General features: G+C 43.9%; 20 protein-coding genes and 1 pseudogene. 3 read left to right on the forward strand and 18 right to left on the reverse strand.

The window, feature by feature from the left end; genetic code table 11:
* Nucleotides 1-641: 641 nt before the first annotated feature.
* The 4 genes from H5715_RS08585 to tnpA are packed head-to-tail and all read right to left on the reverse strand — an operon-like array spanning nt 642 to nt 2,299.
* Nucleotides 642-1,067: a hypothetical protein gene (locus H5715_RS08585; protein ID WP_075185100.1), complete on the reverse strand. Its 426-nt coding sequence runs from the start codon at nt 1,065-1,067 to the stop codon at nt 642-644.
* On the reverse strand, nt 1,064-1,606 hold the full coding sequence (locus H5715_RS08590; protein ID WP_075185099.1) for an IS66 family transposase: 543 nt from the start codon (nt 1,604-1,606) through the stop codon (nt 1,064-1,066). The genes H5715_RS08585 and H5715_RS08590 overlap by 4 nt, the downstream gene beginning before the upstream one ends.
* Nucleotides 1,563-1,883, reverse strand: coding sequence for an IS66 family insertion sequence element accessory protein TnpB (tnpB, locus tag H5715_RS08595; protein ID WP_075185098.1), 321 nt, complete (start codon nt 1,881-1,883; stop codon nt 1,563-1,565). Before tnpB ends, H5715_RS08590 begins: the two co-directional genes overlap by 44 nt.
* The gene (tnpA, locus tag H5715_RS20540) at nt 1,877-2,299 is read right to left on the reverse strand and encodes an IS66 family insertion sequence element accessory protein TnpA (RefSeq protein WP_425507038.1); all 423 of its coding nucleotides are present in this window, start codon (nt 2,297-2,299) and stop codon (nt 1,877-1,879) included. The genes tnpB and tnpA overlap by 7 nt, the downstream gene beginning before the upstream one ends.
* 105 nt (nt 2,300-2,404) lie before the next feature.
* On the opposite strand from tnpA, the pseudogene H5715_RS08600 reads away from it, so the two are divergent.
* Nucleotides 2,405-3,083: pseudogene (locus tag H5715_RS08600) on the forward strand (integrase core domain-containing protein); the annotation flags it as partial.
* Nucleotides 3,084-3,141: 58 nt separating this feature from the next.
* Here the strand turns inward: H5715_RS08600 and H5715_RS08605 are convergent.
* From H5715_RS08605 to H5715_RS08660, 12 genes are all read right to left on the reverse strand, one after another.
* Nucleotides 3,142-3,849, reverse strand: coding sequence for a 4'-phosphopantetheinyl transferase family protein (locus tag H5715_RS08605; protein ID WP_075185097.1), 708 nt, complete (start codon nt 3,847-3,849; stop codon nt 3,142-3,144).
* A gap of 26 nt (nt 3,850-3,875) precedes the next feature.
* Entirely contained in the window at nt 3,876-7,421 is a 3,546-nt protein-coding gene (locus tag H5715_RS08610; RefSeq protein ID WP_075185096.1) for a hypothetical protein, read from the reverse strand.
* A 419-nt stretch (nt 7,422-7,840) separates the two neighbouring features.
* Complete coding sequence (locus tag H5715_RS08615; RefSeq protein ID WP_075185095.1) at nt 7,841-8,812, reverse strand: acyltransferase domain-containing protein; 972 nt, start codon at nt 8,810-8,812, stop codon at nt 7,841-7,843.
* Between the two features lie 43 nt (nt 8,813-8,855).
* Complete coding sequence (fabD, locus tag H5715_RS08620; protein WP_221892359.1) at nt 8,856-9,968, reverse strand: ACP S-malonyltransferase; 1,113 nt, start codon at nt 9,966-9,968, stop codon at nt 8,856-8,858.
* Nucleotides 9,969-10,077: 109 nt separating this feature from the next.
* The gene (locus H5715_RS08625) at nt 10,078-11,334 is read right to left on the reverse strand and encodes a beta-ketoacyl synthase N-terminal-like domain-containing protein (protein WP_075185093.1); all 1,257 of its coding nucleotides are present in this window, start codon (nt 11,332-11,334) and stop codon (nt 10,078-10,080) included.
* Between the two features lie 5 nt (nt 11,335-11,339).
* Complete coding sequence (locus H5715_RS08630) at nt 11,340-11,579, reverse strand: acyl carrier protein (RefSeq protein WP_075185092.1); 240 nt, start codon at nt 11,577-11,579, stop codon at nt 11,340-11,342.
* Nucleotides 11,580-11,614: 35 nt separating this feature from the next.
* Nucleotides 11,615-12,364, reverse strand: a complete 750-nt coding sequence (locus tag H5715_RS08635; RefSeq protein WP_075185091.1) for a polyketide synthase — start codon at nt 12,362-12,364, stop codon at nt 11,615-11,617.
* A gap of 25 nt (nt 12,365-12,389) precedes the next feature.
* On the reverse strand, nt 12,390-13,175 hold the full coding sequence (locus tag H5715_RS08640; RefSeq protein ID WP_075185090.1) for an enoyl-CoA hydratase/isomerase: 786 nt from the start codon (nt 13,173-13,175) through the stop codon (nt 12,390-12,392).
* Nucleotides 13,166-14,422 carry a hydroxymethylglutaryl-CoA synthase family protein gene (locus tag H5715_RS08645; RefSeq protein ID WP_075185089.1) on the reverse strand — a complete coding sequence of 419 codons (1,257 nt, stop codon included), beginning with the start codon at nt 14,420-14,422 and terminating at the stop codon, nt 13,166-13,168. The genes H5715_RS08640 and H5715_RS08645 overlap by 10 nt, the downstream gene beginning before the upstream one ends.
* Before the next feature lie 47 nt (nt 14,423-14,469).
* On the reverse strand, nt 14,470-15,099 hold the full coding sequence (locus tag H5715_RS08650; protein ID WP_139309748.1) for an MBL fold metallo-hydrolase: 630 nt from the start codon (nt 15,097-15,099) through the stop codon (nt 14,470-14,472).
* Between the two features lie 20 nt (nt 15,100-15,119).
* The gene (locus H5715_RS08655; RefSeq protein WP_221892360.1) at nt 15,120-16,283 is read right to left on the reverse strand and encodes an IS4 family transposase; all 1,164 of its coding nucleotides are present in this window, start codon (nt 16,281-16,283) and stop codon (nt 15,120-15,122) included.
* A gap of 318 nt (nt 16,284-16,601) precedes the next feature.
* Nucleotides 16,602-17,000: a polyketide synthase dehydratase domain-containing protein gene (locus H5715_RS08660; protein ID WP_083607968.1), complete on the reverse strand. Its 399-nt coding sequence runs from the start codon at nt 16,998-17,000 to the stop codon at nt 16,602-16,604.
* 751 nt (nt 17,001-17,751) lie between these two features.
* Here H5715_RS08660 and H5715_RS08665 point away from each other — a divergent pair.
* Both H5715_RS08665 and H5715_RS08670 read left to right on the forward strand, forming a co-directional pair.
* Entirely contained in the window at nt 17,752-18,624 is an 873-nt protein-coding gene (locus H5715_RS08665; protein ID WP_075185085.1) for a hypothetical protein, read from the forward strand.
* Nucleotides 18,625-18,683: 59 nt separating this feature from the next.
* Nucleotides 18,684-19,304, forward strand: coding sequence for a hypothetical protein (locus H5715_RS08670; protein ID WP_075185084.1), 621 nt, complete (start codon nt 18,684-18,686; stop codon nt 19,302-19,304).
* A gap of 484 nt (nt 19,305-19,788) precedes the next feature.
* Here H5715_RS08670 and H5715_RS08675 read toward each other — a convergent pair whose 3' ends face one another.
* Together H5715_RS08675 and H5715_RS08680 are read right to left on the reverse strand one after the other, a co-directional pair.
* Nucleotides 19,789-20,655, reverse strand: coding sequence for a phage integrase N-terminal domain-containing protein (locus H5715_RS08675; RefSeq protein WP_075185083.1), 867 nt, complete (start codon nt 20,653-20,655; stop codon nt 19,789-19,791).
* A gap of 159 nt (nt 20,656-20,814) precedes the next feature.
* Entirely contained in the window at nt 20,815-21,744 is a 930-nt protein-coding gene (locus H5715_RS08680; RefSeq protein WP_075185082.1) for a hypothetical protein, read from the reverse strand.
* Nucleotides 21,745-22,437 lie beyond the last annotated feature (693 nt).

Genomic DNA, 22,437 nt, shown 5'->3' on the forward strand with positions numbered 1-22,437 from the left:
GATACATGCAATGCTCTGATGGGAACTCATAGAACGTTAGAAAACATTCTTTGTATTTTTGTAAAAGCAATGGTCGTCGACCCGACACAATCAACCAGCAGCTTACACCGCTTTCTTCTTATCGGATACACCAGAAATTATCATAGCGTCTATTATTTCTGTTTCATATTCAATACTGTTACAAACCTAGAAAATGATATATTTGAATATAGCTTTTCGATATGCAGACTCGTAGCATGATATTAACGACCAGATATCTCGAAGTCCACCACTTATATGTAAAATATGTTTAATTCCACGTGTCTATTTCCTTCTTTTTTTCCTGTGTGTCGCAATAAAAAAACAATTTGCACCCATTTCCTCTTGATGGCGCCCATATGGATGTTATTTTTAAGATTATCATTGCCATTCTGACACGAATAATTGTTAATGAAAAATGTGTCGTGAGGCTTTCGCGATATTTATTTTTACAGCGATTACGGAGAAGAATCATTTGGTGAAAAAAAGGCGACAAGTTATGCCAATTCGAAAATTACACAGAGTGTAAGTGTCCGCGCATTCCACCGGTCAGGCTATGTCATATTCTGTTCAATGACTCTACAAAGCAGCGAGTACGACACACGCCATCTTTTATCCAGTGATTAAATCGTGGCTTTTTTCTGGTTAAGCCTGACGACGCAACCATGCTTCTTCATACCCGCCCGATCAACAAAGCCTACGCTATCGCCAATACTGAGTTCGTATTTTTTCAAGCCTTCCACCTCGGGCTGGACGATACGCGTGTCCGTGCCTCGGATATTGATCGCGCACAAGGGGATCTGCCAGCGTTTTCCATCGCGTAGGTTTTTCATCACCGCTTTCGTTTCCTTTATATTCTCAACAATCGCTGGCTCAATGCGATTGGCGGACGCTTCGTAGTAGTCGATCATTTGCCCTAAGAGCAACGCCTTTTTAATTTCAATCATACGCTTTGATTCATAAATCAAATGTTCAATGGCGCGCTGCAAGCGATATAAATCAGAGGCGCTTGCATGATCTAGCGCTTGGATAATATCGGCGTAGTTCATGACAAGGGTTTCTGCCAATGATAGGGCAACAGGGTTTCTAAATCGTTCTCGCTTGCTGTGATAGGCAAACGCTTGAGTATATAATTTAAATAGTCGTAGACATTTATTTGATTAATTTTGGCCGACTCCACCAGGCTGTACAAAATGTCCGCCGCCTTCTGATCCGGTAAATAAATAACTTTTCGCCCTAGGGCAACAGGGCGCATTTCGCGCTCGCTGAAGTTGTTATCTATCTCTAAATACGCCGAATCGCAATAGCGCGTTAAGGCCGACCAGTGATTGAGGGCATATTGCACAGCTTGGCCAAGTTTATTTTTGGGTAGGTGCTCGCAGGCTTTATGCTCAAGCCAACGTTTAAGCTTCCGTAATATCGGTTTGGCCAAACGCTGTCGCATTTTTTTGCGCTTTTTATCGTTTATATGTTTGGCATCTCGCTCAATGTTACATAGCTGCTTCATCACGCAAAGTGCTTGATGTGCAGGACCAAACGTCTCCTCAAGCAAGGCGGCTTTTTGAAAATACCGCCGCCAATGTGCCATGCTCTTGGCGCGTTAGGAACATGGCGTCTTCATCGTGTTTTGGCCACTTAAAACGGCCTCGCTCTAGGCGCTTGTGCACGATCACCAGGCCGTTGCGATGCCAGTACATCAGCTTGATTTTATCGCCGCTGTTGTTGCGAAAAATAAACAGACCATCGTTGAGCGGGTTGCGCTGTAAAAACGAGGTAGCATAGACGGACGAACCGTCGAAGCTTTTGCGCATGTCGATGGGCTTAACAGCTAACCATACAGGCAATTGTGCGGGAACTTTTAGCATGACGGGGCCGAGGACAAGGCTTTTGTCACGCTGGCTACTGATGTCGCATCGCTTTCTAGCGTCGCCTGGATGTTGTACGGCAAATCTAGTGATAGCCTGACATTTAGGGGCTTCATTGTTGATGATTCCCCAGTGACGCTCAGCGCGATAAAGTTCGACACCAAAGCATCGTCAGGCATCGATGATGATTGCCTCTTGAGCCGGCTTTTCCATTGGTTGAAGTTCCGATAGCACAGCCCTTGGGCCTCACAAAAAGCTTTTTGTGTTTGACCGGAGGCATCCCACGGAATAATCAGGGTTCTCCAGTCGCTCTGCGTTCGGCGCTGGCGTGCTAGTTTTATTGAGGTGGGAGCGGTTGTCTCCGGTTTAAGTGCGAATTCATAGTTATCATCTCCAGCTGAATTGGAGAAGATAATCTAATCAATTGTAGCTGAGATTTTTAAGTGTGGTTGGTCGGACACTTACGATAGAGTGGTGTAAAGCAAGTGCCCATTTCTAAACGTACTTCCCCTATTCGGATTTCGCAGATTGCGGCCCTGGAAAAGAAGAAATACGATGATGAAGCCAGCGGCGAAATAGAGACTCACCACCCCCGGTATCTGGGCTCTGAGGACACGTTTTACGTGGGCAATATGAAGCGTGTAGGTCGGATATATCAGCAAACCTTTATTGATACTTATAGTAAAGTAGCCTTTGCAAAACTGTATACAACCAAAACGCCAATCATATCAGCAGACACGTTGAATGACAGGGGATTACCATTCCTTGAAGAACAGGAAGTGCCGGTTCTTCGCATACTGACCGACCAGGGAACCGAGTATTGTGGCCGTGTTGAGCAACATGATTATCAGCTATATCTAGCCATAAACAACATTGACCATACAAAGACCATACAAAGACCATACAAAGACCATACAAAGACCATACAAAGACCATACAAAGACCAAAGCGATGTCACCACAAACGAACGGAATCTGCGAGCGCTTTCATAAAACTGTATTAAATGAATTTTACCAGGTCACTTTCCGTAAAAGGCTGTACGCTACAATGGAAGAACTACAAACTGATCTGGACGTGTGGATGGAAAAGTATAGCAATGAACGTACCCATCAGGGTAAAATGTGTTGCGGTCGAACAACCATGGAAACATTTCTTGATGGCAAACGAATTTGGGCAGAGAAAAATCTAGCTCAAATGTAAACTGACAGCACCGATAGAAAAACGGGTAACTGTCAGATTAAGTCTGAGCTAGTACACGTTAGATCATTGGTATTTCCAACACTGTAATTATTTTATCATACCTTTTACAGAATTTTCCTGTCAACAACATGCCGCACTGATATTCATCGCATAAATTATCGTTCAACTCAAAATTCACAGAACCCTGACTGTCGTCGCTCCATGCAATACGGGTAACACTAACGGCTGAGAAGTCAAAGCACTTTTGTACTCGAGGATACGCTGCCTTAAAAAGACTTTCTTTTATAGAAAAACATATGGTAAAAATATCATCGAAATTTTCTTTATGAGCATAGCGCCGATCCTCGCTCTGCGTTAGGATCTGGGACCTCAACCGGTTGGCGGTATCTAACGCTACAAGCGTTTCAACATCGACTCCAACGCCCATATACTGTGAGGCATCGGCGACAATAGCGATAGCGTAGGTGTTTGAATGGCTAATAGCCCCAACCAGGCCTGAAGGCCACAACGGCTCCCTATTCTGTCCGGCTTTAACGACATAGTCTTCAATAGCCCACTGGCGCAAACACAGATTCGCACAATGCCGACCCGCTAGAAATTCCGCTTTACGCTTTACAACCGCTTTGGAACTGACCAAATGAAAAGGGATTTCACAAATATCGTAAAGTTCGTCCTGGTAGCTCTCAACATCGAACTCGCAAGCAATCCCTCGGATATTTTCATAGAAAATATCGGGCGGAGCTACGACCTTTAAAAAATCTTCCATCGAATAATTGCTCTTGCTTTGTGTTACTAATGTATGGAAAACTCTTGCGTCAGTGGACTTGGTGACGATTCATCAAGATATTCAGCCAACAACAACTCCAAGCGTTCACGGCCAAGATTGGTTTCGAACACCTTAAACCGTGCTTTTAACTGTTCTATTTGAGCTGGTGACTGTGCACTTAACGAACGTTCCCACAACTTGCAAAAATAAGGCAGCGCTTCAAAGTATTCACCCTTTTGACAGCGTAAATCTGCCTCCACGCCATCGAGGAGTTCTGCCATTGGAGTGCTATCCTTCCTTGATTTAATCTCATGAAACAACGATTCGGCCAATTCGAAATTCTGTCTCGCCATACGCATCAATAAAACATCTACCATTTGCTGAATCTGGAATCCGGCTGGAGCGTCATCATAAGCGATTTCTTCAAGTATTTTCCGTTCGTAGTTTTCAACATCATCCGTGTTGTTTAGATCAAAAGCGTTAACAGCCAAGATTTTTAACATGGCAATAACGCCATGCCAGGCCTGAAATTTGAAGTACACCTCATAGGCTTTTAGACATAGATTACTACTTGTTTCTGTATCAGCGTTGAGTTTAGCGTAATGATTTAGAAAATTGACCACCATTTGAAAACGAGCTAAATCTTTTTCTTCGATAGTGTCGCTCTGGTCAACAAACCAATCTCGCCACACCCCAGCCCCTTTTTCCAGCCCGCTGTTCTCTTTTGCTGTACTGGAAAAGCTAAGAGTCTCGACAGCTAAACCAAGCCATGCCACCGCAAATCCGGTATTTTCAATTTTTTGAGGGCTAATCTCTGTACGTGTTAACAAGTCCCCACTCCACTCTACCAGCTCATGCTGCAGTTTTGCCTGGGTTAAAAGCTGCTGAAATGATTTCCTGACAGCCATGAACCTGGCGTAATCGTCATGAAACCAGAGTCTTTCGAAATGTTTCACCCAATGCTTTCGATTCGAGATTAAGTTATTCGACATCGGAGGGTTTGGGTTCTTTAACACAAACTGACTCAAGCGTAATACACCTTGCGAGATCACTTGGCTAAACAGAAAGTTAAGCTCATCCGTGATTTTTGAGTCAAATTCAGACTTGTACTGCTTGTCTTTCACAAAATGCAGGGCTTTGTTTTCAACCATATGACCATGAGGTAATAACTTGGTAAAGCCCGCCGCCGACAGACGTTGGAGTCCCTCTTTTACTTTAGCGCTCTCATCGCCCAATAAAGCAAATAGTTTTCTGGAGGGTGAATCAGCTTCTTGCTCCTGGTCTGCTGCAATCATTACCATTTCTAATAACAATCCCGGCATTTCACCGCAGAGTGTCAGAAAGTTCTGCCAAACATCTGGTAATTCCTGCCATTGCCATTGGTCGATTACATCCAAAGGAGTATCGCTGGTGAGACTGGCCTTGCTCACATGGCTCAAAATATCCTCGATGGCGTAACGCGATAAAAGAGGAGTTAACCGTTGAATGACACTCGGGTTTCCCTGTGAATATCTGACCAGTTTTTCCCATGCTTCTTGCGCTACGACATTCTCGTTATCGGGCGTCGCATCAGAATTTTGGGTGACCAACGAAAGGCTCGCTTTTTCCAGCGCTAAACTGCCGACAATTCTGCCAGGGAGATTGGGAAGACCCGCAAGCTCTACACTCAAATCAATCAAGGGTTTATCGTCTTCTACAAAATAATCCCTCAGGGCTGACTCGTGTTGATTTAAGTTGCCAACAAGGAATACGCAATGTTCTTGTTGCTTCAGTTCAACAAACAGATTCCTAAAAGCTTGTATCCGTTGGGTATCGTGGCTCTGCAACAACACATCTAGATCGTCAAAAATAAAGGCGCATGGCACAGTCTTAAGTCGCTCAAGTACATCTGCCGCTTTGGTCTGAAGGACAGGCGCTATCATGTCGGCAATGTCTTCAGCTGTATAACCCTCATCCGCAAACGAAAAGTTGAAGCTGTAATAATATTGCTGCTTCAGACTTAGATAAAAACAAGCGAAATACGCATGATGGGTTTTCCCGACCCCCTGCTGGCCAGTTACGCTGATAATCTTACCACTTCTTCTATCGGCGATTTCAGTGCTTTCGATTTCTCTTCTTTGGGGTTCAGTTGCATCGATCAGGCGACTCTTGTTCTTTGCTGAATTATCCGTATTCCTAGTAACATCAGATTGAACGTAAGCAATGATATCTGATAGGGATTGGTCACTGACACTAAACGCTAAGGGAGGCAATTTTTCGCCACGAAAACCAAACATAGTCGCATGAGCGGCATTAAGCGGATTTATCTCGGTGCCCTCTTGGCTTAGCTGAGGCGCCGCAAAGAATTGGATATGTTGTGCCCCATAATGCTGAAGCAATAACCAGGCCGGAAAGTGATTGAAGTCATCCAGGCTGTAGCGATTCTTGTTCTGCATTTGAAGTAATTTTCGCGCTTCTACTACAGCAGTCGAAATATCATGCCCTGCCAAAATCTGTCTATAGATTTCCGAAAAACAGGCTTCACTTAACCAAGGCAGGGTTTGATGAGATAGTCCCACTATATTTGTAATCCCAACGTGCTGTGCTATCTGTGCAACTTCTGCCAGGCCACGTGAGTTTTCTTCTATACAATCGTTACTTCTACACTCTGCAATGTCTAAAAACAATACTCGTATACCATCACCAGCAGCACACTCAAATAATTCTTTGAGGTCAATATGTTGTTCCGAATTTGAACTTCCATACATAAGACTGGCTCTACCTTCTTCAAAGCTTACAACCCCCTGAAGATGAAGAATATGGTATTGCTCGCCTTCACCCTGAGCAAACTGTGTAGAAAGCGTATGCTTTAAATCACTCACGTCTCTCAGATAACAAAGGTTTACATCTAAGGCACTATTGAGTTCGTTGAGAGTTAAACATGCCTGCACATTATTTCGTAGAGGTGCCCGTACAGTGTCATATTTAGCAAAAGGCGTGGCATATATCACACGCAAAGGATTGTTTTCTTTAGAGCCAGTGGTTTCGCTACCGTTATTCAATAACTGATTAATTTCGTCCTGATGTGGTGGTGTGACATTGAGCTGGTATTCGACTGTGGGCAACGACTCTTGATGTCGCCTATCGAACACTCTTGAAAATCGCTTTACTTGCGTAGCAAAAAGGTACTTAGCATCATGCAACACTGCGGCCTCCCAGAATTCACTAAAGAACTCGGGGCGCGTGGAGACAATACTCACCTCAAGTTTTTCGTAACCCTCCCGCTCGATGATGCTTAAAAGTCGGAGCAGTTCATGATCTTCCCCTAACAGAGAATCACCTAAAGCATGACCAAGGCGGAAAAATTTCTCCATCGGAGCTTGTACTTTCAACTTTGTATTATCTGAAACGATACGGCCGAAAAGAAAATACTGAAGATTCTTACGAAACTGTGCGGTGAAAGGCGATTCTTCATAATCACATACGTATTCTTCCGAAACCGCATCGCCACTCAACACCATTTTTATAACATTATTTTCACCGGATTCGTTGTCGGAACCTATTGAGTGACCATCAATAATTTCTAGTAACATGGATCTAATTCAGCCTGTGTTATCGTAAGAATCGCTTGTCTTCTAAGAGTCCGCGTTTGCGCCATTTTATTAAGATTCGAAGGGGTGAATCAAGCGAAGGCAGCGCAGATAAAAAGAAAAGGCAATCTGTTCTATTTTTAGACAAAAAATGTAAATTTACGCGACTAAGTTCCCTATATCGACGCCAAGCACGAAACTGGTATCAGTGAGCCAGGTAATTCATTTTGCGTACCTCGGTGGCAAAACAGCACGTTAAACGCCCAACCAGGACGCTTCGCCACCTTGAGGAAGATATGAGTACGAGCCATGAGAGGTATCAGTGGGTAGCTGCCCTGTTGTGAGGCCGCGAGAATCGCAACGAAGAAGTGAAAGAAGAACTGTAATGAAGAGAGACAGAAAGACGCTATGCGAGAAAGACACTATGCGAATTCAAGTCGCGTGTCAGAGAGTTTTGTAAGGGTTTTTTCAAGCACCGATGCATCCTTACCAAACTGATTCATTGTTTCCATAAAATTGGAACCGGAATCGGTTGGCAAACAATATTTAACAGAAGTAGAAAGTGTGCCACTTGGCCCGACATCAATAAAGGTAAAGTCACCTTCATTCAACACTTGTTTTATTGTATCGGCGAAATTAACCGGCTCCCGTAACACCTTCCAGAGATGATGCTCATGTAACGCCGTAATCTTTGAGCCGGCTGTACAGGAATAAATAGATATACGTGGCGCGCTGTAATTAAACAGTTCTGTAATCGCTTTAAACGTCGACTTAAGAGGTTCCATAATGTCACTATGAAATGCAAATTTCACCGCAAGACGCTGTGTCAAAACACCCTTTTCGCTTAAGTATTTTTGCAGTTCGCTCACGTCCTTTTCTAAACCACTCACAACAAAGTTGTTTTCAAAGTTACGCCCGGAAACCTGGCAACGTTCAAACGCCTGCGGATGCTGTTGAACAATATCTTCCTTGCTGATTATCGCGAGCATACCACCAGCTGGGCTATATTTTTTTAAAGCTTTGGCAACTTCGACGCACAGTTCAATGCCCTCTTCTAAAGTAAGTACACCAGCCACTACAGCCGCAGTGAACTCTCCCAGGCTATAGCCAAGCAGATAGTCTGGTTGTATTTTGGCCTCTGTCAATAATTGCGCCAGGCAAAACTCGATTGAAACCAACGCCGGATTTGTTAGCACTATATCGTCAAACGCGTGACTCTTATCAAAATCGCCATAAAGCGTCTCTATCAGAGAATGGCCCGTGGCACTCTTGACATAAATATCGCAGTGATCCATCCACAGCTTGAACCGTGGATGGGTCTCATATAACTCGCGCCCCATTTGAAAGTACTGCGAACCTTGTCCGGAAAACATAAACACGACGGGTTTGCGCATATAAACTCCAAACTGAAAATTAGTAAGATATATCAGAAGTTCGTTAGGCGTTCGCTGGTGCAAGCTCAGTCAGATCGAAATATCCATTATAGCCCTGCATATAAACCGCAGCCCTGTGACCAAACAAGACCATTGCTTCTGAACGTGTTTCTAACTTATCGTAATCATGAGTTAATGATCTCACCGCGGTTCCAACGGGGTATTGCTTGTTCCATTTTTCAACCAGTTCTGTGGCGGAAGCTGAAACGGGCAATTCGTCAGATTTTTCAGTTTTAACTGTCAACGATTCAACTGATTTCGTAGTTTCCTTCTCGATGAAATGCAACATCTTACTGAGCACATCGCCATTACCAACCTCTTCAAACTCCATTTTCTGGCCATTTTCATCCAGCCACATCAGATACTGAATACTTCCACACCAACGCACACTGCTTGCAAGCTGCGCGGCGAGGTTATCCACCACATCTTTATCTTCGTAAGGCCGTGCAGTTACATTGGAAATCACAGGAATTTTTAAAGGAGAGAACGTGAACTCATTTAAGAATGCTTTAAACTGTTCGCTGGCAGGCTGCATAAACCGCGAATGAAACGCACCACTGGTATTAAGCGGGTAATACATCATATTGTCATGCTGAAAAAGATCCTGCGCCTTTCCAATTTCTTCGATATCACCGGAAATTACGATCTGAGCCGGCGTATTATAGTTTGCAATATCTATTTGATTCAGATTGTTCTCACTTAAAATACTCTCGATTTGTTCTTTAGTAGCGTTTAGGATTGCCGCCATACCGCCTTCCGGAGCGCCTGCCATTAATTCTCCGCGTTTCTTTACTAATGTCAAACCGGTTTCAAAATCAAAGCATTCCGCCGCTAAAAGTGCATTAAACTCTCCAAGACTATGGCCCGCAACGTAATCAGGTTTCACATTGGTGTCTTTGAGTTTTTTATAAAACGACAATGCATTGACCACATATAGTGCTGGCTGAGTGTATTGCGTTTTATTTAGCTTTCGTTTTGGATTCTCAAGACACAACTCTTTAATCGAATACCCTAAAATCTCGTCAGCTTGTTGTGTTAATTCGCTGAACTCGTCAAACAAACCACCGCCCATACCCTTAACTTGAGAGCCTTGACCAGGGAAAATAAATGTTTTCATGATGTCTCCTGTGATTAATTCAAAACAATGACAGCACTGAGCAGATTAGGCGTACACCACCTAAATTCCCGACCGGATCTGTCATAAAATTTCTAACAATCTTTGATGATTAGCACTGTTCAATACACACTGCCGTGTTCACTCCGCCGAAACCCATGCTAAGAGAGATAGCCGTACTGATTGTCTGCTGTATACTCTTCTCTCTGACCCAGTTGAAATCCATATCAATAGGCGTTGTCAGGTTTCTTGTACGATGAATGCGCCCGGCTTTCATCTGCAGAATCGTCGCGATCAGTTCGACCGTTCCAGCCGCAGACAGACCATGCCCGATGATTGACTTGGTCGCGTTGATGTATGCATGCTCCAGCCCACTTTGCTTAAGTACGCTAAGCTCTGTTTCATCACCAACGATCGAAGCGGTGCCATGCGGGTTAACATAATGTATGTCACTCGCTGTCATATTGGCCATTCTCAATGAATTTGTGACTACCGTTTTCTCACCTTCCAAAGACGGGTTGGGATTACGATTCCCGTCCATTATGTGGGACCATCCTTTTATCTCCGCATAAATATCCGCGCCTCTTTTCCTCGCATGCTCCTTTGTTTCAATCACGATCACACCGCATGCCTCACCGAAAATAAATCCATCATGATCGAGATCAAATGGACGGCACGCAAGCTCAGGGGAAAACGCAAACTTTTCCGAGCCCATCGCGCCAAGCGTACGAAAGCCTCGACACTCCCAATACGACAAATCCATCATCGAGCCAATAGCAATGCATACATCGACCTGGCCGGATCTTACCGCGTTAATCGCTTGTATTACCGCAACTTGCCCAGACGCAGAAGCACCGCCCAAGGTGTAAGAAGGACCACGAATTGGAAATACTTCAGTGCATACTCCGACCGCGTCACTATCCATAAAACTCATGGCATAGGTCGGACGTAAAAATTGAGGCTTATCACGATATTTATCATGCACATTGACGAGTTCACGCTGCTGTACATTGGAGCCACCAATGACAAGCCCTATACGCTCCGAGGCAACCTCATCTAGACGACTGTCATTCCAGGCTTCATGCAAAGTGCTGACGGTGACCTGACTGGACCACGAAGCAGTTCGTAAAAGACTTTTTGGGATTGAGTCGGGCACCGACAACTTAGATATTTCAGCTCCAAGATATTTTTCTTGCAGAGGTGTTTCATCCTCTGAAGGTGGTGTCTCTGGAGCCTGACGGCCTTCTCTTTGCATAATCCCAAAAAGATTCTCGCCGGATAAAAGTCCTGCGAGAAAAGCCTCTTTGTTCTGTCCAGCGGAAGCGGTGACACCGATCCCCGAAACTACAATGGAAGAAAGAGCACTCATATTATTTACTGCTTATCGTGCATAATCGTGGCGAGGTCACCCATGTTCTCAGCGCGGGCGAAATGAATCATAGCAACATTCAATTCCAGTGACTCCAAAGACATCATGATAATCTCAGACCGGTCGACTGAATTTGCCCCCAACTCTTTCAAAGAATCTTCGAAATCAAAATTGTGAGATTCAAGCGCTGGAACGACTTCGCGAGTATTTTTTACGATTACATCAAAAATTTCGTTTACGTTCATGTTTCTACTCCAAACTATTATGTTAATTGTGTAATTTACCTGCCAAAAACAGTGTCTATTCGAGTTTTCACTTCTGGTCGATGGAAGGTGAGTTCGTGTATCTCCACGTCTTTTTCTATGTGCGAACTTAGTTTTTGTCTAAATTTACCCACCATCACATCCTTTAACGTCACCAGTGAGACTCTTGTCTTCTTAGCTAACTCTTTCGCTCGCGCTATGGCATAAGGCAAAACTTCGCTACGCGCAAGTACCGGAAAAGAAATACCACGCTGCTTCAGTTCTTCCCCCCGGAAGTTTTGTGCATTGAGCATCATTTCCCGGGCGAGGCCCAAGCCAAGCTTCTGCGGCAAAATCATGGTGGACCCCATGTCGAGTGTGAAGCCATACTTCATAAAATTAGTGGTGTAAATACTTTCCCGACTTAACACAACAAAGTCAGCAAATAGGCCCATCACAAACCCACCTCCTATACCATGCCCCTGCATTGCGTCAACCACTGGCACTGGACAGTTCAGTGAAAGACTATAGAGATCTTTATCTGTAAACTGGAACTTGCCTTCGTAAAGATCCCTTAATCCCTCTTGTGCACCGCCACCAGAAAAGTAGCTGTCATATCCCGTCAAGACTACCGCGCTGATATCCTCACGCTGAGATATGGCGTGGAAGGCGTTAGTTAATCCAGCGATGATCCCTTCGGAGAAAGTATTTTTATTCTCCTTGTCTTGCATAGACACCTGGACTACACCGTCAGTCAGGTCTTCTAATACAACAACACTGTTGGTCATGGGTTACCTTCTTTCACTAAAGCTATTATTCCCAGGGAAACTGGCCGGTTTTCACATAGCGTGCAATTTTCTCGAGGTTATCTGCGTCAGAAAATACACTTTTGTTTGCCGCAAGCGCCTTTTCTTTATCGTTTCGAAGACCGTCACTTAACTCCGACATATAGTTTTTATAACGTTGTATTCCCGATTTATTTAGTCGTCTTAAACGTAACAATTGTTTTCTCAGAAGATTCTCACTGTTTGGCTCGATTGCGTCTACCAACCCCCACTCCAACGCCTGCTGCGCATTAATGGGCTGAGTTATCAATGTCATATAGTTGGCTTTCGCATGCCCTATTCTTCGAATCAAGAACGGTAATACACAGGCAGGCATTAAGCCAAACAACAATTCGGATAGGCTGAAAACGGTGTTCTCCTGAGCCAATACAATATCGCACGCAGAGACAAAACCTATACCGCCGGCATTAGCTTTACCTTGTACATGAGCCACTGTAATGAAAGGGCCAGTGGCAAGGGTATGCCATAAATCGTACAAAGGACCGGGGTCCTGATTTTCGGCAACATTTCCGGTGTCGAAGCTCTGCTGCAATTCGTTAAAGTCCGCCCCAAAACAAAACACCTCTGGCGATCCCTCAAGTACGACAACTTTGATTTGATCGCTGTAAGTATTTAGTACAGAGTTCATATCCTCAATGAGCTCTGCATTAATCGCATTCTGACTTTCTGGGCGATGTATTTGAAGAAAGCAGATTTCCTCTTCGATCCGTACGTTAATGGTGTTGTACGATGCAATATTCTCTACTAAACCCATTCGTACTCCCGATGAAACTCTTTAATCTGCTTTAAAAATAGTGTTGGTTTGCCCAGTGTGGAGCGTGCGTTGGGTATAAAGCCAGGGTCCAGTTCGAGATTACGCGTACCAAATTTAGGGGATTTTGCGTGCGAAAGAATACTGTCATACTCGTCCATAGAGAGCTCATAACGGCTGTCCAGATGTTGTTGAATCCCCATATCCAACAATCGTTTTTGCCCTTCTTGCGTGACAACACCACTGAAGAACTCCGAACAACAACCAGAGCCGTATGAGAAAATACCAATACGTTTTGGTGTGTCGAAATCGCCATTAGCCACCGTGCTCGCAATAGAGAGCGCAGCGGTGGCCCCCATGATATTGCCTACACGCTGGCAATAATTGATTGCCGGCAATACTCTGCGTTGGAAGTCTTCTTCGATCTCGGGTGGTTTCGCTTTCACCAGCTTTCGCATTAAATTACGATGCGCACCTTTTACCATGCCACCAAATGGTGTGTGGAATGCAAGATAGGAGAAGGTTTCGGTGTACGTGCAACCCGGCACACGTCTTTGATATTCCAGAAACGCATTTTCACAACAGTCGAGATAGGAAAGTAACGAAAGATCCACGTCGCCTGCATCGCCATCCGTGGTGGGACGACAAGTGTCCATTACTTCGTAACCGTAATAACCGTTGGCGCCTACGTCTATTTGCAACACATGGGGCTGTTCACTCACCAGCATTGCGACAGCACCTGCGCCACTGCTGGGCTCAGCAAAAGACCAATCCGCAGATAATGCATCTCCGCCCTCTTCAACCATAAACCTTGCAACATCAGTCGCAATCACCAGTGCTTTGGCACCTGGAGACGCTTGACCTAAAATAAAATTGATACCCATCTGCAAACCAGCTACCCCGGAGTAACACGCGTTCTTCAATTCGAAGAGACGACAGTTGCGGTTTAAGCCCAATAAGTCATGACAATAAGTACTCATCGATTTACCAAAATCGAAAGCTGATTCGGTACAAGTGATAACCATTTCAATTCGGTCTTTCTCAGCTTCACTTAAGGCATCCACAATTGGTTTTGCTGCGTTGATCGCAAATGTAATCGGATCTTCATAAGGTAAAGGAACCGATTTTTCTGACATCATCAGATTCTCAAATCGACTGGTATCCAAATTTCGGTGTTGAGATAGCTTTTTCACATCGATGTAACTCGTTCCAGAAAAAGCATTCATAGCTTCGATTCCAACGGTCTTCATGCAGGTAATCCCCGTTATTTATATTGAAGGTTAATGAGTTTTGGTAGTTATTTGAAATTAAGTATTTTGGATAGATTTTGTGTATTTCTCATTCGGAATGCGACGAAGTCTTTCGCACTATTGAATTGCAAATAAATGTTAACGCGCTGTATGTAAGCAAATGCCTGCTCAGGCGACTTGACATGAGTATGTCTTAGGAAAACCTGAGTATCATGTTTTAACCGATGGTTGAGTTTCTGTAAGCTCTCGTACATTGCGAATGCATCATCATTACTTGGACAAATACCAACACCCTCATTGAATAGTACGTCCCAACAGAATAACCAACTATCTATCAGAAAGGAGACGCAACCTTCTGTATACCCTGGAATTAATATGGATTCGATGATGATATTGCCTACGCTCCATTTCGTTTCATCAATTGACACAAGATGTTCTGACTGAAAGCAAGACACTGCAATCTCATTACTCGACATCCAGATTGGACAATCATGTTTAGACGCCATTGAACCAGCGAGGTTGATGTGATAAAAATGAGAATGTGTAATAAGAATGCCAACTAAGTTCAGGCCCAGTTGCCGAAAATGATTTTCCAACAGCACCTGTTCCCAAGCAGGATCAACTATAACAGCTACCTTCGACACCGAATCGGCAATAATATAATTGTTATTTTTCATCACTGCTGTCCCGTTAACTTTCAAAACAATTTAGCCTGAAGCGAATCATGAGGTTTATAAACTGGCGGATCACCTCTAAGCAAAGTCATTAGGTCGCCTCTTTCAAACAGGTTTATCTCCAAAATCTTGATGACTTGCTGAAGGGATAGAGACAGATTGGATTGAAATTTTGTGAGCGTCAACAATAAATAGACGCATATGGTAATCCAAATATGAGTAAGAATTGCGTTCTTGGTGGCACCCACAAACGACTTAATTTTCAGGTTTTGCTTTATCCATTTAAAAAACAGCTTCACCTGCCATCGAGACTTATAGATATCGGCAATCGTCTTACTCGATAGCTTCATGTTGTTGGTTAAAAATACACAATGCTTAACGATCTCTTGGTCTCGATACCCAATGCGCCGCAGGGGGAGTGGGAACCTTTTTGCTCTGACCGCACCAGTGAATTCGATTATCTGATCAGAGGTTATCCCTTTAGACTTGACCGTTTCCTGACGCTCAATAATGCAATAAACCGCATTGCTCTTTAGGCGTGTTACAAAGAAAATCCCTTTGTTTTCCAATTGGTTATACCACTCACAATCATTGTAAGCCTTATCAAAAACGAGGATGCTGCCAGGACTTAGCGTCAAACGCTTAGCTGCTTTAGCGTCGTACGTTTCCCCTTCCGTGATACGCATGAATTTAGGTAAGTACCCTGAATAATTTAAGCCTACGAGCAATTTTCTCGCGCCTTTGGTTGAACAAAAATTAGCGCAAGGGCAATCGTCCAAGCATAAATTTATCCTGTTAGCGTCAAGGGAATACAGCGGATTTGTAAACCGAAAATTGTGTCTAGGCGCCACATTCTGGCAGCCAGCAAACAGATGGCCACACAGCGCCTCGTAAAGGCCGTAAGGCTTGCCTTCGTAAATTCGAGATAATATGGTTCGCGACGATTTTGACGAGCCAAGATGGTAGAGGCGATGCACTTGAGCTGTTATGTTCTCGACAATATCCCGCAAGAAATTGCGGCCTGAAAGCTGGGCAATAGCCATTGTCACAAACTGAAACAGACGGGATGCTTTGCGGAAAGATCGTCCGCGGTGATACTCGCTGGCCAGGCTTTCAAATTCATATCTAGGAATCAGTTTTAGCAATTGCGAGATGACTGCATTATCATAACTCATGGCATGTTTCACTCTTGTTTTATGGTGAAACGCTTATAAAGCATTAAGTGAATATAGGCCTTCCTTCGCTGAAGTTAAAGCGACAGAAATGATTTTTCATCTGACCTTTTGCCACACTCATAAAGTAAACATTAACTGGAAACACATTACACACATTGAGCAAACATGTTAGCGAGTTACTATTCTCGACTTCTATAACGCAGTTTCCATTTTTAAATTATCACTCTCAGTCGCAAGTTCACGAATATAAATTATTAACATTTACTAGAGGTAAATTTTTCTCGTTCGTAAGGACCACATTGAATTTTTTCTATTACTCGCCCCCTTTTGCTAACTGTCTGCATTTTCAACAAAGGCGATACAATTTGGCGTCAAAGAACGCAATAGCCAGATTTCTTCAGTTGCAAAATGCACGCTGGTAGCTCCTCCCCAATCGTGACCTATTAGACCTGCTACCGTTTGTAGTGCACCAGCCAATAAACTTGGGTGCATTAAATATTCATCAAAATCCTCTTTTACAATCTCACTCACCGCAGTTTGGCCAAGGCAAAATCTATCTCCGATATACATGTTCGTTATTGTTTGAAAGCTTTCACCATATTGAAAGCCCGCCTGCTTAAATTTAGAGTACAAGTCCGACCTGTCGAATATATTGGTAGCTCGGCTGATAATTTCATCAATATTCAGATGATCGAAATTCTTTTTTATTTCATAAGCGTTGAAACTGATTTTATTTTCTCAATTAATAACTACTCACCATAATGCACGATGTTATTTCAAAAGCAGTAGGTTATCCAATAATTTTAACGTTTGTCGTAAGCTGCTTTTTTTTGACGTCGAAAATAAGTAGCTAAACCCACACGATGTCGTTGATAGTCTCATCCCTTGCTTAGCCAGCATATTTTGGAGTAGTAACGCGCGGACACCTAAATCAACAAAAGAATATCGGCGACGCCTTCGCTGAACATGTCGTCTCACAGAAGTTGTGCAATATATAGCCAGAGGCAAGGGGTGATCAGGTTGGTCCGGAATACGCACAGGGCAAGTTTTTGATCTGCTTCACCGATCAGGAAATGTCCATGACTCAAACGGTGCCCATAATTTCATACTCGCAAATATACGTAAAATAAGGCAGTTTCTACCCAAAAATGGCCATTGAAGTTCGTATGCATATTCCGACCCAAGCTGATCACCCGTTGCGATACAACGTGATCACCTGTTGCCCGCGTGCGATCAGTTTCGGTGGAATACGCAGGTGGTAAAGATTCACGAGGTATAGCGATATATAATTTTGCAGATATAGCCCTCACAACAACCATTGCAAAATCTACGCGCCACGACTAAAGCCTCCCGATTGCATGATTACTTTATAATGAGTGCCCCCAAACGCTCGAATGAGAAAAGATCACCCGATAACCTTGGTAGCCATCAATATTGGTTGTAATATAACAACAGATAAACAACAGGGAAGCACCAAACAATGGGAATGCTTGAGCAATTTATTGACCGGACAGATCAGCTCGATTATTCCGACACTGTGGAGATCGAGGATGCCGAAGAGGAAGCCCCTAACTGCTTACAACTGCTCTATCCATCGCCCTTACAGTTTGGTAGCCAAACGCTCACGCATGCTTTACAGCGCCACCCGCTGTGCTCTCCCATTAGTGTGCTTGAGTTGCAACCCGGCGAAGAAAACGACATGGATATTCAAGGCTTAGCGGTTTGGGACGATCATGTCGTTCAAATTATTGGCGTGAATAATTCTATTCCTCCTGACCAAGTGGCCTTCACGCTGGAAGTTGCACATTGTAACCAGGAGGATAAACACGCCATCAGGCACCATCAAAGTCATGTTCTCCTGGTCTATGCCGGCCGCTGCGACATACTGCTTTTTCAATACTATACGCTCACGATTGTGGCTGGTGTACTCGCGGACACCAATGCATCTGTGGTGCTCAACTTACCCGCTTGCGCCTGTATACCGGCAACCTTAGTGTCACCAACAATGAACCCCGAGCTGCATACAACCGAAGATGACCTGCTATTGGTCTTACTCTACACCGGCTATGTCAAATATTTTAAGGAAGGATTGCCTGGTTGCTGGGTTAGGACAATGACAGGAACAATCCTCGGCGTACCAGACTTTGCCACTTTTTTACCCGAGATAACCGATGCTGAAGATTACATGTTTATCATCGGCGATATCTTTAGCTATCTAATCAATAGCCAAGCCCTCTGTGATGAGGGTCATACGCTCAGCATCAACGGTGAGATATTTGTTCTCAGAAGACCCAACGCTATTGAATACTTTTTAGAACGTGACGGCCCCCTATTCGTGCTTCAGCAGCACTAAACACTGATTAATCAACCAGAATTTGACGCACTCAAATCAATAGTTTTTATAGGATACTCATGGAAAATTTCAAACACAGAAAAATAGAGGTAGTCTTCAAAAGCATTACCGGTGAGGTTTTAGGTCAAAATAAATATTCAGAAACGCACGTTTCCTCCAGTGGAGGTGGTGGTTATATCGATAAGCACGGAGGTCATGTTGATGCGCCACAAATTCATTCAAAAAGTGTCACGAATCACGAATTCTGGATTCGAAAACAGGATGGTACAGAAGAGAATGTACAGCTTAAAGGGCACGACATCCCCTTGCGAGCAGGTCAGATCATCACTCTAATATCGGCATTCACTAACGAAAAACGCAAACCCTACTACTCAGTACTGGTTAATCACAATGCTAAAAAGCACTGGTTTATCAATAAAGCCAACGAGTTGAACCGTTTTTTTTGTATTGATGTATTTTCTGGAAAGTCACTAGTACTCGCTGGTGGCTTATGGTGGGGTGTCGCATACTTATTATCAGCAGAATTCGGTGCCATTGCCGCAGGGATATTCTTGCTATACCGTCTAATTACTAAGTTTCCTCGAATGTCTAGGCTTGAAAAAGAACTTGATGCCTATTTGGAATCGCTCGCACAAAAGGCTTACGCGGTTGACTATTCCCCACAGAGCACACAGAACTGAGCAGTCTATCCAGTAAACAGGCTTGAGTTCGCCTGGATCAACCTCAACACGCCTGCTCACTAGCGGCTCAGAACGGTGACCATCAAGTGATGCCCATTTTTTCGGCGAGACAAATAGCACGTCCTGTGTCATTTGTCGTCACTCAGAAAAGCCTGTAAAACGGATGCTTTTCTGAGTGGTCTCGCCTTTGGCGAGCAAAAGCGCATCCATGCGCTTTTCATGTTTTTTCTTTCCTCTGTGTATGCTCTCAGATTTTCGACTTTTGCCGTAAATTCAAAACTCCGGCAACACCCCAGTTTCATTACCGTTGTAAAAATACCTCGGAGCGCGAGGCAGCGCCTCGCATAAAAACAAAAAGCCCCGCCAGGGGCAGCATTTATGTATCAATCATTTTCACTTCTTCAATATTCGCCCTTCTGTTGATTGGCAGACAGCCATTAGTCAACCCTTAAACTCACTAAAACAATTACGGAATAAAAACATGCTAACCTAAATAATTAACGAGCACAGCAATTCTGTTGTGGCCCAACTCGCTTGTCAGAGTTTCGCGCGCTCGCAGATCAATCTCTCGCTCGGCATCATTTAGCTCCTGTTTTTTCGGGCCTCCCAGATGAGGGCAATCCCAGCCGGTAAGCTCGCGGTAACGTGTTTGCGCATAGTGGTGCCGAAGGCCGTGAAGGCGTTTCATACCGAGATTGAGTGTAACTTTTTCGTAGTGCCTTCGCTGTTGAATATAGCGCAGGTTAGGCGGTATCAACGATCCATTTCCCGCAACAATCAAGGCATTTTCTAATGCTTCTCGTTGCTGTTCGTTGCGTATGGGTATCAGTCTTTCACGCCCGCCTTTACACCAGCTTGGACGCAGGTATAGCCGGTCGCTTTCATTGGCAATAGATGGAATAACTTTGATCGCCTCTTCCTTGCGCAGCCCGAAGGCTCTCGCCATCATCACACTGGCTCGAACATATTCATCGTCAATAGTGTTGATTTGCTCGTCGGTAAGCACCAAGGCTTTCGAACCTTGATTCACGTAAACTCGGTGTTTAACACCATAGTGATCGTTTTTTCGTGCAATTACGTTTTTCTTATGGATTTTTTCCGCCCACCAGCGCAATTGTGACATTCTCACTTTTATCGTTGTTGTCGAAAGATTTTGTGACTGCCAGAGCTTTACCAGGGCATCAACGTGTTTGGGTTTTAGGGATCGGACATTCATGTGTTGATACCCCAACTCACCCGTTAATTGTTTGGTCGCCAGGGTTAAAACAGCCATACGTTTGCGTTGGGTTTCGAAGCTACCCTCGTGGCTTTTTTTGCACAGGTTTCTGATTTCAAAAACAAGGTCTTTCATATTGGTATTTCCACCTATTAATTAAAACAGGCGCCAGCATGAGCAATAGAAACCAACAATAAAAGCGTAAACCTTTCAGACTTTCTGAAACGATAATCGTTGAATCAAGCGTTATTATAGGCTCTTTAAATCAAGGCCAACTTGCTGAAGGTGAACGGTTTATGGCTTTTGAGAGGCAGTGCTTTGGGTGATAGACTTATTCAGCTTGTAGATATTGCCATACTTTCGCAGAAACCCTTCATTTTTCAATTGTTCCAGTATGCCTTTGGCTTCATTAAAATAAATGCCATAGCGTTGAATCAGGTTTCGCGTCGCTGGCGGGACTTGCTCTAGAATAATCGCACGCTTGATCAGTGCCGATTGATCACCCTTTTGATCACTCTGTTGATCGGTAGTGTTTTTTAGCTTTTCGTTCGTGTCTTTTTTCTCGATTAACATGCCGGTCAGCATAAACACGGGCATCACTTCTATCACAAAAGAAAACAAGAAGTACGCGGTGTATTTCACGTAATGTATCGGCCAGCCGACAGCTTTCGCCACCAACCCAAACATGACCATCAATTTTACGCTTTTTTCGGCTTCGGCCTTGCCAACCGTCTTTTCAGTACGCCGAAGTTGAACAAGCTCAACCGTCAATTGATCAATTTTCTGTTCCAGTTTAGCTGCGTTGTCCCATTGGTCATGATACGCACTGGACAGGTGTTTCTTCCGCCGCGCTTCTTTGCTGGCGATCTGGTTGACCAGTTGCGTTTCTTTTGTACGATATGCGATATATTCGGCGGTTGCCTTTCTTTGCGTTTCAATAAGGTCTGTTTCCTGAAGAGTACAGAAAGCTACGCTTGCCGCACAGGAAAAACTCGTCAGTACGATGCCGAATATAACGTGCGGCAGGCTATGCCGTTTGGTATACCAGCAGAGACATTTCCCCGCTTCGACAACCACACCAGAGACGATTAGGAGTATCCATACAGTGACATCTATACTCGCATCGTCGCTTCCACCTAAAAATAAGATAAATCGTATTGTAAACACCAGGCTTAACAAGCCCGATGCCAGCGCGGTTACGCGCAGTGCATAAACTACCGGCATAAAACACTCACGTTATTGATATGTAAAGCGGCATTGTGCGCAGTCATATCTCTACCGTAAAGCAAGAACGTTTCAGAGTTGTTGAAATACAACTGGCGTATTGCGGCCATAAGCCTATGACGATCTTGCTGAATATTGAAAGCAATAGCGACTTTGGGCTTCTCGCTGAATACATTCAGGTGAATACCGACGATAACATCATTGTCCTCCTGTGTTGTTGTGAATGGCTTTATCTCATACCCAGCTTGAAACGGTGAGTGATCGTCTGTTGACTTTCCAGGTGATTGTCAGGCAAAAGCGCCCTTGTGTGGGTCTGCTTTGCCGTTCGGCGTTACTACAAATTGGTTAGCGTGTAGTGATCTCACTTAATGACTGATTCAGTAAGTGACTGCCCGAAAGCAGCAAGATCTTGGGACGCCAGTCCCTTTCTCTCATCCTTGACCTGGACATTCTCCAAATTGACTACGGAATCGCGCAATGTGTGTGCTACTCAATTCCATACGTTTGTCAACATTAATCATTGCATAGAACAAGGAACGTTTTTCTGAAGTTGAAATTCAAAACTTCCGTTATATAACATTCTGCAATTTTTCTATGCTTTTACTTGCATTTTTTGTATTTTTCGGTCTCCTTATCAATAAATATAGGCATCATGTTAATGGTTATATCTTAATGATTTGTATACTATTTATT

Source organism: Teredinibacter haidensis, from assembly GCF_014211975.1.
Classification (GTDB): domain Bacteria; phylum Pseudomonadota; class Gammaproteobacteria; order Pseudomonadales; family Cellvibrionaceae; genus Teredinibacter; species Teredinibacter haidensis.

Coding starts and splice junctions, on each gene's coding strand:
- H5715_RS08585 (WP_075185100.1), bottom strand. CDS start 1,067: ATGAACTACGCCGATATTATCCAAGCGCTAGATCATGCAAGCGCCTCT.
- H5715_RS08590 (WP_075185099.1), bottom strand. CDS start 1,606: ATGGCACATTGGCGGCGGTATTTTCAAAAAGCCGCCTTGCTTGAGGAG.
- tnpB (WP_075185098.1), bottom strand. CDS start 1,883: ATGCTAAAAGTTCCCGCACAATTGCCTGTATGGTTAGCTGTTAAGCCC.
- H5715_RS08605 (WP_075185097.1), bottom strand. CDS start 3,849: ATGGAAGATTTTTTAAAGGTCGTAGCTCCGCCCGATATTTTCTATGAA.
- H5715_RS08610 (WP_075185096.1), bottom strand. CDS start 7,421: ATGTTACTAGAAATTATTGATGGTCACTCAATAGGTTCCGACAACGAA.
- H5715_RS08615 (WP_075185095.1), bottom strand. CDS start 8,812: ATGCGCAAACCCGTCGTGTTTATGTTTTCCGGACAAGGTTCGCAGTAC.
- fabD (WP_221892359.1), bottom strand. CDS start 9,968: ATGAAAACATTTATTTTCCCTGGTCAAGGCTCTCAAGTTAAGGGTATG.
- H5715_RS08625 (WP_075185093.1), bottom strand. CDS start 11,334: ATGAGTGCTCTTTCTTCCATTGTAGTTTCGGGGATCGGTGTCACCGCT.
- H5715_RS08630 (WP_075185092.1), bottom strand. CDS start 11,579: ATGAACGTAAACGAAATTTTTGATGTAATCGTAAAAAATACTCGCGAA.
- H5715_RS08635 (WP_075185091.1), bottom strand. CDS start 12,364: ATGACCAACAGTGTTGTTGTATTAGAAGACCTGACTGACGGTGTAGTC.
- H5715_RS08640 (WP_075185090.1), bottom strand. CDS start 13,175: ATGGGTTTAGTAGAGAATATTGCATCGTACAACACCATTAACGTACGG.
- H5715_RS08645 (WP_075185089.1), bottom strand. CDS start 14,422: ATGAAGACCGTTGGAATCGAAGCTATGAATGCTTTTTCTGGAACGAGT.
- H5715_RS08650 (WP_139309748.1), bottom strand. CDS start 15,099: ATGAAAAATAACAATTATATTATTGCCGATTCGGTGTCGAAGGTAGCT.
- H5715_RS08665 (WP_075185085.1), top strand. CDS start 17,752: ATGGGAATGCTTGAGCAATTTATTGACCGGACAGATCAGCTCGATTAT.
- H5715_RS08670 (WP_075185084.1), top strand. CDS start 18,684: ATGGAAAATTTCAAACACAGAAAAATAGAGGTAGTCTTCAAAAGCATT.
- H5715_RS08675 (WP_075185083.1), bottom strand. CDS start 20,655: ATGAAAGACCTTGTTTTTGAAATCAGAAACCTGTGCAAAAAAAGCCAC.
- H5715_RS08680 (WP_075185082.1), bottom strand. CDS start 21,744: ATGCCGGTAGTTTATGCACTGCGCGTAACCGCGCTGGCATCGGGCTTG.